Genomic DNA, 12,645 nt, shown 5'->3' with positions numbered 1-12,645 from the left:
GGATAGTACACGTCCTGGTTAGCCGCGGAAGTCGACGCCGACGGCCGAATACGCGCGTCCCGCCCCCGGCTGCGGCAGGACCCGCAGTAGCTCCCGCAGAATGCCCACCCCGTCCTCGGTCAGGATCGACTCCGGATGGAACTGCACCGACGCGAACCCGGCCGCCCGCAGCGCGTACACCTCACCGGTCGCCGGGTCGCGGCTCACCTGCACCGTCTCGGCGTGCCGCCCATGCGGCAGCAGCGAGGTGGGACAGCGCCCGGTGAAGGTGTTGTAGAAGGCGACCCGGTGTGGCACGCCGAACAGCCGGATCTCCTTCTGCACCCCCTGGTTGGGCACCGGCAGCCGGTGCAGCGGAATGCCCAGCAGGTCGCACAGCACCTGATGGCTCAGGCACACCGCGAGGAACGGGCGGCGACCGGCCAGCAGCGTGCCGATAGTGTCCCGCAGCAGCCGCACCCTCGGGTCGCCGCCGTCGCGCGGGTCACCCGGACCGGGCCCCAGCACCATCAGGTCGTACGCGTCGACGGTGAACGGCTCGTCGTGCCGGCTTACCGTCACGTGAAGCCCCAGCGAGCGCAGTTGCTGGCCGAGCATGACGGCGAAGGTGTCCTCCGCGTCGACCACCAGCACCCGCCGGCCGTCGAGCACCGGATCGGCGTCACCGGCCCGGTACGGGTCCCCGGCGTCGGGCTGGTCGGACGCCAACCAGAACCGGCCCACCCGCTCGTTGCGTTGCCGCAGTGCCCGCCGCACCCCCGGATGCCCGGCCAGCCCGCCGACCGGCTGGGCGTGCAGGGCGGTCAGCAGGCCGGCGGCCTTCGCCCGGGTCTCCGCCGCCTCCGCCACCGGGTCCGAGTCGCGCACCAGCGTCGCGCCGACCGACAGGCGCAGCCGGCCACCGGAGTCGATGTCGGCGGTCCGGATCACGATCGTCGAGTCCAACGTCCGGCGGCCGTCCCCGTCGTGGCCGATCAGGGCCAGCGTGCCGCTGTAGTAGGCGCGACCCGTCGGCTCGTACCGGCCGATCACCCGGGTCGCGTTCTGCAACGGGCTGCCGACCACGGTCGGGGCGAACATCGTCTCCCGCAGCACGTCCCGCACGTCCGCGTCGGTGCCCCCCTCGACCAGGTACTCGGTGTGCGCGAGCCGGGCCATCTCCCGCAGGTACGGGCCCCGGACCCGGGCGCCGTCCGGGCAGATCCGGGCCATCATCTTCAGTTCCTCGTCGACGACCATGAACAGCTCGGCCGTCTCCTTGGAGGTGGCGAGGAAGTCGAGCACGCCGGGCAGGGTCGGCCCGGACTCCGGGTACCGGTAGGTGCCGCTGATCGGGTTCATCACGGCCCGCCCGCCGGCCAGGCTGACGTGCCGTTCCGGGCTCGCCCCGACCAGCGTCCGGTCGCCGGTGTGCACCAGGAACGTCCAGTACGCGCCGTTCTCCGCCGCGAGCAGCCGGCGGAACAACCGCAGCGCGGCGGTCAGCGGGTCCCCGCCCAGGTCGGCCATCCAGGTGCGCTTGAGGACGAAGTTGGCCCCCTGGCCGCTGCCGATCTCGGCGTCGAGCACCGCGCGCACCAGCCCGGCGTACGCGGCGTCGGACAGGTCGTAGTCGCCGGGGCCGACCGGGATCTCGCCGTCGGGGATGCGCCGCAGCACCTCGGCCAGCGGCAGCACCTCCTGCTGCTCGACCCGCATCGCCAGCAGCGGGGTGCCGTCGTCGGGGGCGTCGAACCCCCGCTCGGCGAGCTGCCGGTAGGGGATCAGGACCAGCAGGTCCTCGGCTCCGGCCGGGCCGGCCGGCTCGGGCAGGGGCAGTTCGGCCAGCCGGTCGACCGGGGCGACCGGGCCGGCGAGCACGTCGACCCAGCCGTACTCGTGCGCGTACGGCCGGTGCAGCAGGGCGAACGGTCCGTGGCACCCGGCGCGGTCGACGGGTGGCAGCGCGACCGGTCCGGACGGCGCTGGTCGGTGCTCCGCGAACATCGGCCGCCTCCTCTCGTGGTGGGTGGCCGACCGGCCGGTGCAGGGGCCGGCCGGTCGGTGGTGGGACGGTGGGTGCGGGCCGAACCGTGCTCAGGCGCGGGCGGCGGTGCTGACGGACAGCGTGGCGAGCAGGGTGTCGGTGTCGGCGACCACGGCGCACCGGTTCGCCGCGTAGGTCAGGGCCATCCGGTGGTCGTCGGCGGTGAAGTCGGCCACCGCGTCGGCGGCCACGAACGTCTCGATGTCGTGCGAGAACGCGTCGCAGGCGGTGGCCAGCACGCCGACGTGCGCGTACACGCCGCAGACGACGAGCTGGTCGCGGCCGGCGGCGCGGATGCGGTCCAGCAGGTCGGTGCGGTGGAACGCGCTGTACCGCCACTTGGTGAACACCCAGTCCCCGACGGCGGGGGCCAGCGCCGGGTCGACCCGGCGCTGCTGCGGCTCGGCGGTCATCCCCGGCCCCCAGAAGTCGGCGAGCAGGCCCCGCTGGAGGGGGGTCATCGAGCCCGGCTGCGCGGTGTACGCCACCGGCACCCCCAGCTCGGCGCAGCGGGCGCGCAGCCGGGCCGCGTTGTGCCGCAGGGCCCGGCCCGGCTGCGCGTCGGGCGGGAACGGGCGCAGGAAGTAGCCCTGCATGTCGTGGACGAGCAGCACCACGCGGGCCGGGTCGGGCACCCAGCCGACGGTGTTGCCGGGCAGTTCGGGCAGGTCGTACCGGATGGTGTCCGGGATGCCCACGGTTGCCTCCTCGGTCAGGCTCAGACGCCGAGCGTGGCGCCGCCGTCGACGGTCAGGTGCTGCATGGTGATGTGCCGGGCGTCGTCGGAGATGAGGAACAGCACGGCGGCGGCGATGTCGGCCGGGTCGGCGATCCGGCCGAGCGGAATGCCCACCCGGTACGCCTCCGGCACCCCACCGATGGTGGAGCGCCGGGCGGCGTCGTCAGGCAGCAGCGCGGCCAGCATCGGGGTGTCGGTGGAGCCGGGGGCCACCACGTTGCACCGGATGCCGTACCGGGCGACTTCCAGCCCGAGCGCCTTGGTGAACGCGGTCGCCGCCGCCTTGGACGCGCCGTACGCGGACATGCCGGCGCGGGCGGTGCCGGCGGCGTTGGAGGCGACGGTGACGATGGTGCCGCGCCGCCGGGGCACCATCCGGTCGGCCACCGCCCGGCAGGTGTGGAACACCCCTGTCGCGTTGACCGCGAAGGTGAGCTGCCAGTCCTCCTCGGTGAGCGTGCGGGCCTCGCCCGAGCGCAGCACCCCGGCGGCGTTGACCAGCGCGTCGATCGGCCCGAGCGCGCGTTCGACGGTGTCCACCAGGTCGCGTACCGCCGCGCCCACCCGCACGTCGGCCGGGTACGCCGTCAGCGGCAGCCCGGCCGAACGGGCCTCGTCCACGGTGGCCCGCAGCCGGTCGGCGTCGCTGTCGACGGCGGCGACCGGGGTGCCGCGCCGGGCCAGCGCCCGCGCCACCTCGGCGCCGATCCCGCCGGCCGCGCCGGTGACCAGGGCCGTGCCGGTGGTGCTCACCGACCGATACCTTCGGCGACGAGCGCCCGGGCCAGCTCCAGCCGCTTGATCTTGGTGGTGGCGGTGTGCGGCAGGTCGGCCAGCCGGCGGTGCACCGGGTCGGCCATCGGCGGCAACCCCCGGGCCGCCGCCTGCCAGGCGTCGAGGTCGAGGGGCTTGTCGTCGCGGGTGCAGACCACCGGCACCGGCCGGCCCCCGGTGCCCACGATGATCACTTCGGTCAGGTCGCTCATCCGGGCCAGCAGGTGGTCCTCGGCGACCAGCGTGCTACCGAAGCCGGGCACCACGTCGACCTCGCGGTCGAGCAGGTGCAGGCAGCCCCACCGGGTGCGGTAGCCGACGTCGCCCATCTTCCACCAGCCCCCGTCGACCTGTGCGGCGTAGCGTTCCGGCTCACCGAGGAAGGTGATCGCCCGCCCGTCGCTGCGGGCCTCGATCCGGCCCGGCGACTCCCGGGTCGGGGGGCGGCCGTCGACCGACACCACCCGGATGTCGGTCATGCCGGGGAACGGCACCCCGACGCAGCGTCCGTCGTGCTCCGGCTCCCACCGCCTGCTGTACGTCCGGCCGACCACCGGGCCGGTCTCGCTCTGGCCGTACAGCTGGGCGAACTTCGGGTTGCGGTGGGCGGAGGCGGCGAGCATCCGGCGGATGGTGCGCGGGTGGATCGCGTCGAACGTGCTGCTGAAGTAGCGGACGCTGGCCAGCGGCCGGCGCGGGTCGTCGGCCAGTTCCTCCCAGCGCAGGAACGAGTTGGGGTGCGCCTCGATCACCCCGGGCCGGAACCGGGTGAGCAGTTCGGCGGCCCGCGCCGGGTCGTCGTCCGCGAGCACGATCAGCGGTACGCCGCGCGACAACGCCAGCGTCATCGCGCTGATCGCCCGGGAGTGCACGAACGACACGTGCAGCAGCAGCGGTTCGCGGCGGCGGACCAGCGCGGCGATGGTGGCCTGCGGCCGGTACCGGGCCTGGAGCGACCAGCCGGTGTGCACCGCCATCTTGGGGATGCCGGTGGTGCCGGAGGTGTGGGTGACCAGCGACGGGTGGTCGGCGGGCATGGTCACCGGCGCGACCCGGGGTACGCCGGCAAGCTCCGCCAGCGCGGTGCCCGCCGGGTGGGTGCCGGCGGCGAGCAGCACCCCGTCGGCCAGTTCGCCGACGCCCTCGGGCAGGCTGCCGGCCAGCTTCGTCCCGTCGGTGAGCAGGTACGCCGGGGCGGCCCGGCGCAGCAGCTCGGCGACGGTCGCGCCGTCCAGCTTGGGCGAGAGCAGCACCGGTACCGCGCCGATGCGGGCGACGGCGACGGCGAGCAGCGGGATGTCGAACCCGTCCGACTTGTAGACGACCACCCGGTCGCCGGGGCGGATGCGCGCCGCCCACAGCCGGGAGGCGAGGTCGTCGACGAGGTCCGCGAGCTCGGCCATGGCGATCCGGCGGCCGAGTTCGGGGGCGACGTCCAGGTCGTGGTCGAGGATGAGCAGGTTGGCGGGGTGCCGGGCGAGTGCCCGGTCGAAGACCGTGCCGAGTCGGATTCCCTGGTTGGCGACGCGTTGCAGCAGCATGGCTACCGTCCTCCGGAGGGCTGTTCGATGAAGGTCTTCAGCCGCGCGAGCGTCAGCTCGATGTCGCCGCGCAGCTTCTCGGTCCACTGGGTGAAGAACCGCTCGGTCGCCTCGGCGTCGAGGTCGGCGGTGATGCCCCGGATGCCCTCGGTCGCCGCACCCATCCGGAAGCGGTGGATGAGCAGGCTGCCGCCGGGGGCGGCGTTGATCTCGTACGACCAGACGCTCTCCTGCCGTTCGCCGGCGCTGTTGCGCATCGCCCAGGCGAACATCCGGCCGGGTGCGGCGCGTACCACCTCGGCGGTGGTCTGCCACTCGCCCCGGACCACGGGCGCCCAGGGCACCACGTCGTCGCTGCGGACGTTGTCGCCCCGGAACACCGCACCGACCGCGCCGGGGGTGCCGGAGATCCATTTCCCGCCCCGGCATTCCGGGCTCCACCGACCGCTGGCCGGTAGGTCGCTGACCACCTCGTAGATGTGCTGACCGGTGGCGTTCACCTCGATTTCGCCGTGCACCGAGAACAATTCGCGACGGCCTTTCGCACCCAACACGGAAACCTCCTCCCGAGGGCGTGCCGAGCCGCCGCACAATGGCGGCGACGGCACGGGGACGGTCGACGACGACCGGGACGTTCGGCGGCTGCGCGCGGTGCGGGGAACCCCCGTGACGCGGTGACGCCGGTGACTATGAGTGCCGCAATGATCACTGTCGATCAGGCGTGCGGGTAGACCATAGGTCGGTCGCGGGGGCCGTGCAACGCATCTCGGTACGCCGGGTCACCCCCGTCACCGTGTGCAGCGGACCATCGTGCCTTATCTATCCCCTGGCCACCGGGGTGGCGCGGATCGGCGTCATCCGTGACCCCTAGTCATCAATTGACCTGTTCAAGTGTCCCGAAATTCGGGACGCGTGATTGGTGGCGACGAGTGTCGGGCCCGGTCGGGTGCCGCCGGGCGGGCCGAACACATGTCGGATCGGCGACCCGGCTCCCCCGGGTGAGCGGCGGGGGAGCGAACGGCAACGGGAATGATCTGGATCACTCCAGTGGGGGTGGTCGAGGGGTGCGCCGGGTGCAACCGCCGACCGCTTCTCATGATGCGGGAGGTGGGGAGAGATTGTTCCGGTCACCCTGCGCCACGGAGGGTGTCGACCTGCCGGGCGGGCGGTGCTGGTGGGGAGCGGCCCGCGGGCGGCGCGGGCGGGCCGTGCCCGGAATGCCGGTGGCGATTTGGCTACCGTCCGTGTGCGCAGGGGGCGACCCGCCGGAAGTCAACCGGGACATTGCTTGTCAGGGTTCTGGTCGCGTCCTAGACTCGGCGACCGACAGATGTGTGAGACACCCACTTACGGGGAGTTGCGGTGTTCAATGCAATGGCGGGCCTGAGCTAGCCAGATCATCTTTCTCTGACCATGGAACGGCACTTTACGCCGAGCTTCCGTACGGAGGCTACGGCGACCCAGCCGTGCCCATTTTCCGTGACGATTTTCCGCTAGCGATGTGTCCTGGAGTTCGGCATGCGCCTCTCAACGGCCAACGCACCGGTCGCTGTCCTGTCCACCATTCCCTCCGACTCGCACACCTGGAACCTGGTCTACCTCCACCTGCTGCTGGAGGAGCACGGCTTCCGGGTGGTCAACCTCGGCGCCTGCACGCCGGTCGACGAACTCGTCGCCGCCCACCTGCGGCACACGCCCGACCTGGTCGTGGTCAGCACCGTCAACGGGCACGGCGCGGTCGAGGGCGGGCAACTGATCCGCCGGCTGCGCCGGCACGACCGCACCACCCCCGTCGTGATCGGCGGCAACCTCGGCGTGGCCGGGTCCGCCGACGGACGGCACGTGCCCGCCCTGCTCGCCGCCGGGTACACCGGCGTCTTCGTCGGCGACCGGGCCGTCGACGACTTCCGCGCCCACCTGCACACCCTGCACGCCCGTCCGCACCTGGCCGCGAGCCCGGTGTGACCCGGGGACGGTTCGCGTCGTACGTGGCCGACAACCGGGCCGCCGGTCGGTTGGTGGTGCAGCCCCGGATGGGCTTCGCCACCACCGAACAGATGCGCAGCGGCCTGCTCGCCGTCCGCGCCGCCCGGGCCACCACCGCCGGCACCCTCACCCTCGACAGCTTCACCCGGGTCGGCGACCACGCCAGCGCCGCCCGCGCCCTCGTGCACGCACACGACCTCAACGGCTATCCGCTGGTCGCGCACGGGGCGGTGATGACCCGGGCGATGCTGGAGGACATCGCCGCCGACGACTTCCCGGTCCAGGTACGACACGGCTCGGCACTGCCGCTGGGCATCTTCCACGCCCTGCTCGACGCCGGCCTCGACGCCACCGAGGGCGGGCCCGTCTCGTACTGCCTGCCCTACAGCCGGGTGCCGCTGCGGGCGGCGATCGACGAGTGGGCGGCCTGCTGCGAACTGCTCGCCACCGTGGGCGACGGGCGGGGCGCCCACCTGGAGAGCTTCGCCGGCTGCATGCTCGGCCAGCTCTGCCCGCCGTCCCTGCTCGTCGCGCTGGGCATCCTGGAGGGCCTGTTCTTCCGGCGGCACGGGGTACGCAGCCTGTCGCTCAGCTTCGCCCAGCAGACCAACCCCGGGCAGGACCTGGACGCGCTGCTGGCCCTGCGGCACCTGGCCGCCGAGTTCCTGCCGGACTGCGACGTGCACCTGGTGGTCTACACGTTCATGGGGCTGTTCCCCCGCACGCCGGCCGGTGCCGCCGCGATCCTGGCGGAGAGCGTCCGGCTCGCCGTGGCCGGCGGGGCCGCCCGGCTGATCGTCAAGACCTCGGCCGAGGCGTTCCGCATCCCCACCGTCGCGGAGAACGTCGCCGCACTGGAGTTCGCCGCCACCCAGGCGGCCGGCTGCGCCGCACCGACCCGGCAGTCCTTCGACCCGGCCGACTCCCCGGCGTACGCGGAGGCGCGGCTGCTCGTCGAGGCCGTGCTCGACCTGCACCCCGAGCCCGGTGCAGCGCTCGCCGAGGCGTTCGGCACCGGCCTGCTCGACGTCCCGTTCTGCCTGCATCCGGAGAACGCGAACCAGGCCCGCAGCCGGGTCGAACCCGACGGGACGCTGCGCTGGACCCGGACCGGCCGGATGCCGCTGCGACCCGCCGCCGGCCACGCCGCCGACCTCGGTTCGGCCGAACTGATCGACATGCTCGCCTTCAACCAGCGCCGCTTCGACACCCCGACCACCGAGCCGACCGCGCCGGCCCTGAGCCCGGCCCGTTGACAGGGAGACCCGATGACCTCGGTCCTGACCAGCACGACCGCCCGCCTCGACCGGGTCCGCCGCCACGGCGCGGTGCGCGCCGGGGTGAGCACCGGCATCCGTGGCCTGTCCGCCCCCGACACCGACGGCCGGTGGCAGGGCCTGGACGTGGACACCGCCCGGGCGGTGGCCGCCGCCGTGCTCGGTGACGCCAACGCGGTCGAGTTCGTGCCGCTCACCCCGGACCAGCGGATGCCCGCCCTCGCCGGGGACGACATCGACCTGCTCACCTGCAACGCCACCTGGACGGTGACCCGGGAGGCCGGCTTCGGGGCCACCTTCGTCGCCACCACCTGCTATGACGGCGGGGCGTTCCTGGTGCCCCGGGCGGCGGGTGTCACCGCCGCCGCGCAGCTCGCCGGACGCCGGATCGGGGTGCTCGGCGGCACCAGCAGCGCCGCCAGCCTCGCCCGCTACTACGCGCCGCTGGGCGCCGAGGTCGAGGTGGTGCCGTACCCGGACGCGGCGGACGCCCTCGCCGGCTACCGCGACGGCGCGGTCGACGCGTACGTCTGCGACGGGGTGGTGCTGGCGGCCGAGAAGACCCGGCTGCCGGAACCCGACGCGCATGTCGTCCTGCCCGAGCTGATCTCCCGCGAGCCGATGGGCCCGGCGGTCGCCGACGGTGACTCGCACTGGCTCAAGACGGTCCGCTGGATCATCTTCGCGCTGATCGCCGCCGAGGAGGAGGGCCTGACCTCGGCCACCGTCGGCCAGGGCGCGGCGTCGGCGCTGCTGGACGCGCAGGCCCGCCTCGGCGACACGCTCGGCCTGCCACGGACCTGGATCGGCGACGCCGTCGGTCAGGTCGGCAACTACGGCGAGGTGTACGACCGCAGCTTCGGCGTGGCCAGCGGTCTCGACGTGCCCCGCGGCCTCAACGACCTGTGGACGCGCGGCGGCCTGATGTACGCCCCGCCGTTCGCCTGAGCACGGCCGCAGCCGAGGGGGCGGCGACCGCAACCGGAAGGGACAGCATGGAGAACCACCGCAGCAGCAGGACACCGATGGTCCAGATCATCGTCGCGATGGCGGGCTGGGGCACGATCGGGGTGTTCGTCCTCGAATCCGGGCAGCCGGCGTTCAACGTGGTCTTCGCCCGGTGCGTGCTGGGCGCGGTCGCCCTCGCCGTGGCCTGCCTGGTCGGCGGCTACTTCCGCAACACCGGGCTGACCCGGCGCAACCTGCTGCTCGCCGCCGGTGGCGGGGTCTGCCTGGTGTTCAACTGGGTGTTCCTGTTCTCCTCGTTCGAGCAGACGTCGATCACCATCACCACCGTCGTCTACCACACCCAACCGTTCTACGTGCTGTTCCTCGGCGCGCTGCTGTTCAAGGAACGGCTCACCCGGGCCAACGTCGGCTGGGTGGTGCTGGCCTTCGTCGGGCTGGTGCTGACCACCGAACTGTGGACGGCGCTGCGCGGCGGGGGACTGGACTCCCGGCAGCTCCTGGGCATCCTCAACGCGCTGGCCGCCGCCGTCCTCTACGCCCTGGCCACCATCGCCGCGAAGCAGCTCAAGGGGGTACGGCCGCAGATCACCGCACTGATCCAGGTGCTGATCGGCATCCCGCTGCTGCTGCCGTTCGTCCGCTTCGCGGCGCTGCCGGCACCGGGCGCGAGCAGTTGGATCTGGCTGGCGGTGCTCGGGGTGTTCCACACCGGCGTGCTCTACCACCTGCTCTACTCCGCCGTTCCGCACCTGCCCAGCTCCACCATCGCGGTGGTGGCGTTCGTGAACCCGGCGGTGGCGATCGTCTGCGACGTCGTCGTCTACGCCCACCGGCCCACCCTCGCCGAGATCGTCGGCATCGTGCTGATCGTGCTGTCCAGCCTCGGCGTGACGCTGCGCTGGCAACCGCTGGCCGCCCGCCGGCCGAGTCCCGGGCCCGGCGACGCGTCGGCCGGGCCCGAGGTGCCCGCACCGGCCGAGGTGCCGGTGGCGACCGGGGCACCCACTCCTCTGGTGACCGTCGACGAGGCCGGGTCACCCCACTCCGTCCTTCGAAAGCAGGGCTGACGTGACATCCTCCACCGACACCCCCGCTCTCCCCGAGACCGACCTGCGGGCCGTCACCGGCGCCGCGTTGCCGATCGCCGTCGTCGGGGCCACCGGCGCGGTGGGCCGTACCCTGATCGACCTGCTCGTCCAGCGGGGTTTCCCGGTCGGCCAGTGCGTGCCGGTGGCGTCGGCGCGCTCCGCCGGGCAGCGCGTCGACGTGCCGGGCGGCACCGCCACCGTCCACGACCTCGACCGGTACGACTTCTCCGGCGTACGGCTGGCGTTCTTCTCCGCCGGCACCGGGACCAGCGAACGGCACGCCCGTCGCGCCGCAGCCCAGGGCGCACTGGTCATCGACAACACCAACGCGTTCCGGATGGCGGCGGACGTGCCGCTGGTGGTGCCGCAGGTCAATCCGGACGTGCTGGACCAGCGGCCGGACAGCGGCATCATCGCCAACCCGAACTGCTCCACCATTCCCCTGGTGCGCCTGCTCGCCCCGCTGCGCCAGCGGTACGGCCTGCGCCGGGTCACCGTCAGCACCTATCAGGCGGCCTCGGGCCGGGGTAACCGGGGCATGACGGAACTGCGTGCCCAGGCCGCCGCGGCGACCGACGACCCGACCCGGACCGGCCCGGTCGAGGCGTTCGGGGTGCCGCTGGCGTACAACGTGATCCCGCTGATCGACACGCTGCTCGCCGACGGGTTCACGCTGGAGGAGCAGAAGATGCGGCAGGAGAGCCGCAAGATCCTCCGCGACCCGACGCTGGACGTGACCGCCACCTGCGTCCGGGTGCCGGTGCTCAACGGGCACAGCGAGACCGTGGTGGTGGACTGCGACGCGCCGGTCGACGCCGGTGCGCTGGCCGCGCTGCTGGCCGGCGAGCCCGAGGTCCGGGTGTGGGCCGACAAGCCGCCGACCCCACGTACCCTCGACGACCCCGACCTGGTGCACGTCGGGCGGATCCGGGTCGACCCGGAGCACCCGAACCGGGTGGCGTTCTGGCTGGTGGCGGACAACCTGCGGATCGGCGCCGCGCTGAACGCGGTGCAGATCGCCGAGGTGCTGGTGGCGAGGGGGGTCCGGTGAGCCGGGTACGGGTGGTCAAGTTCGGTGGTTCCAGCTTCGCCGGTCCGGAGCACTTCCACACCGTCGCCGCCCACCTCGCCGGGCGGGTCCGGGACGGCGAGAAGCTGGTGGTCGTCACCAGCGGGATGCCCGGGGCCACCGAGGAACTGCGTCGCCTCGCCACCGAACTGCACCCCGAGGTCAGCAGCCCGGCCCTGCTCGGCCTGCTGCCGTTGGCCGACACGGTCGGCGCGGCCCTGCTGCGGATCGCGCTGGAACGCGCCGGTCTGCGCGCCGAACTGCTGCCGCCGCACCACATCGGCCTGGCCAGCAGCCCGGCGGGTGGGCAGGCCGCCGCGCTCACCGGTGTCGACCCGGTCTATCTGCACGGGCACCTGGCCGCCGCCGACGCGCTGGTGCTGCCCGGCGGTCAGGCGGCCGACGCCCACCAGCGCCCGACCTGGCTGGGCAAGAACAGCTCCGATCTGTCCGCGGTCGCGGTCGCCGCCGCGCTGCGGCTGCCCGGCTGCGACATCCACTCCGACGTGGAGGGCGTGTACGACGCCGACCCCCGGCAGGTCCCGGCGGCGCGACTGCTGCCGACCCTGGCGTACGCCGACGTGGTGACCATGGCGCGGGCCGGCGCGAAGGTGCTGCACTCCGGTGCCGTGGAGTTGGCCGCCCGGCACGGCGTGACGGTCACCTGCCGGCTGAACACCGGTGACTTCCGGGTCGGTTCGGTGATCGGCCCGACCGGTGACCCGGCGTACGCGGTGGTGGCCGACGCCCGTTCGGTGGTGCTCACCGGCGACGACCCGGACGCCGTCGAGGCGGTGCTCGCCGCCGAGGGCCTGGCCACTCTCCGGGTGGGTGGCGCGGTGGTGGCGACCGGCTCGTTCGCCGACGTGCCGGCGCTGCTCGCGGCGCGGGGCAGGGCCTGCACCGTGACCGGGCAGAAGCTGCTCACCGTGCTGCGCGCCGGGGTGCCCGAGTACGAACTCGTACCGGCGACCGAGCTGGCGGTGGTCGCCCGGTCGCGGCACGCGGCCCTCACCACGGTCGCGGCCGTGGCCTGACCCGCCCCCGGGCGGCCGTCGTCCCCGGGCCGCCACGGGCCGTGGGGTGCCCGTATCCGCAGCGCATAATGGGTACGGCCTCCGCGTGGACCGGTGGGGGCGGGGAGCAGCGACGGCCGCCGGGCGGGGGCCGGGGCGA

Annotated in this window: 11 protein-coding genes; 6 read left to right on the top strand and 5 right to left on the bottom strand. The window is 73.6% G+C overall.

The genetic code is table 11. From position 1 onward, the window contains the following. Positions 1–18: 18 nt before the first annotated feature. The 5 genes from H1A17_RS08935 to H1A17_RS08915 all read right to left on the bottom strand — a co-directional run bounded on the left by H1A17_RS08935 (position 19) and on the right by H1A17_RS08915 (position 5,634). The gene (locus H1A17_RS08935; RefSeq protein WP_194821617.1) at positions 19–1,986 is read right to left on the bottom strand and encodes a chorismate-binding protein; all 1,968 of its coding nucleotides are present in this window, start codon (positions 1,984–1,986) and stop codon (positions 19–21) included. 90 nt (positions 1,987–2,076) lie between these two features. Then, on the bottom strand, positions 2,077–2,724 hold the full coding sequence (locus tag H1A17_RS08930) for an isochorismatase family protein (protein WP_305070087.1): 648 nt from the start codon (positions 2,722–2,724) through the stop codon (positions 2,077–2,079). A gap of 20 nt (positions 2,725–2,744) precedes the next feature. Next, the gene (locus H1A17_RS08925) at positions 2,745–3,518 is read right to left on the bottom strand and encodes a 2,3-dihydro-2,3-dihydroxybenzoate dehydrogenase (protein WP_145917363.1); all 774 of its coding nucleotides are present in this window, start codon (positions 3,516–3,518) and stop codon (positions 2,745–2,747) included. Beyond that, a complete protein-coding gene (locus H1A17_RS08920; RefSeq protein WP_194821616.1) occupies positions 3,515–5,080 on the bottom strand; it encodes a class I adenylate-forming enzyme family protein in 1,566 nt (521 codons plus the stop codon). Before H1A17_RS08920 ends, H1A17_RS08925 begins: the two co-directional genes overlap by 4 nt. Before the next feature lie 2 nt (positions 5,081–5,082). Continuing rightward, on the bottom strand, positions 5,083–5,634 hold the full coding sequence (locus tag H1A17_RS08915; RefSeq protein ID WP_145917365.1) for an SRPBCC family protein: 552 nt from the start codon (positions 5,632–5,634) through the stop codon (positions 5,083–5,085). A gap of 964 nt (positions 5,635–6,598) precedes the next feature. On the opposite strand from H1A17_RS08915, the gene H1A17_RS08910 reads away from it, so the two are divergent. The 6 genes from H1A17_RS08910 to H1A17_RS08885 are packed head-to-tail and all read left to right on the top strand — an operon-like array spanning position 6,599 to position 12,506. Next, positions 6,599–7,045, top strand: coding sequence for a cobalamin B12-binding domain-containing protein (locus tag H1A17_RS08910; protein ID WP_145917366.1), 447 nt, complete (start codon positions 6,599–6,601; stop codon positions 7,043–7,045). Then, complete coding sequence (locus H1A17_RS08905) at positions 7,042–8,322, top strand: methylaspartate mutase (protein ID WP_194821615.1); 1,281 nt, start codon at positions 7,042–7,044, stop codon at positions 8,320–8,322. The genes H1A17_RS08910 and H1A17_RS08905 overlap by 4 nt, the downstream gene beginning before the upstream one ends. A gap of 12 nt (positions 8,323–8,334) precedes the next feature. Continuing rightward, entirely contained in the window at positions 8,335–9,291 is a 957-nt protein-coding gene (locus H1A17_RS08900; RefSeq protein ID WP_145917368.1) for an amino acid ABC transporter substrate-binding protein, read from the top strand. A gap of 47 nt (positions 9,292–9,338) precedes the next feature. Beyond that, positions 9,339–10,379, top strand: a complete 1,041-nt coding sequence (locus H1A17_RS08895) for a DMT family transporter (RefSeq protein ID WP_205789348.1) — start codon at positions 9,339–9,341, stop codon at positions 10,377–10,379. 1 nt (position 10,380) lies between these two features. After that, positions 10,381–11,451: an aspartate-semialdehyde dehydrogenase gene (locus H1A17_RS08890; protein ID WP_240762537.1), complete on the top strand. Its 1,071-nt coding sequence runs from the start codon at positions 10,381–10,383 to the stop codon at positions 11,449–11,451. Continuing rightward, positions 11,448–12,506 (top strand): aspartate kinase, encoded by a 1,059-nt coding sequence (locus tag H1A17_RS08885; RefSeq protein ID WP_168222362.1) that lies wholly within the window; start codon positions 11,448–11,450, stop codon positions 12,504–12,506. The genes H1A17_RS08890 and H1A17_RS08885 overlap by 4 nt, the downstream gene beginning before the upstream one ends. Positions 12,507–12,645: the final 139 nt, after the last annotated feature.

The sequence above is a fragment of the Micromonospora sp. S-DT3-3-22 genome (assembly GCF_015354745.1).
Lineage (GTDB): Bacteria > Actinomycetota > Actinomycetes > Mycobacteriales > Micromonosporaceae > Micromonospora > Micromonospora wenchangensis.
This window is presented reverse-complemented; position numbering and strand designations above follow the sequence as displayed.

Excerpts from the sequence above, each read along its gene's own strand:
- H1A17_RS08920 (WP_194821616.1), bottom strand. The coding sequence starts at position 5,080 with ATGCTGCTGCAACGCGTCGCCAACCAGGGAATCCGACTCGGCACGGTC.
- H1A17_RS08900 (WP_145917368.1), top strand. The coding sequence starts at position 8,335 with ATGACCTCGGTCCTGACCAGCACGACCGCCCGCCTCGACCGGGTCCGC.
- H1A17_RS08910 (WP_145917366.1), top strand. The coding sequence starts at position 6,599 with ATGCGCCTCTCAACGGCCAACGCACCGGTCGCTGTCCTGTCCACCATT.
- H1A17_RS08895 (WP_205789348.1), top strand. The coding sequence starts at position 9,339 with ATGGAGAACCACCGCAGCAGCAGGACACCGATGGTCCAGATCATCGTC.
- H1A17_RS08935 (WP_194821617.1), bottom strand. The coding sequence starts at position 1,986 with ATGTTCGCGGAGCACCGACCAGCGCCGTCCGGACCGGTCGCGCTGCCA.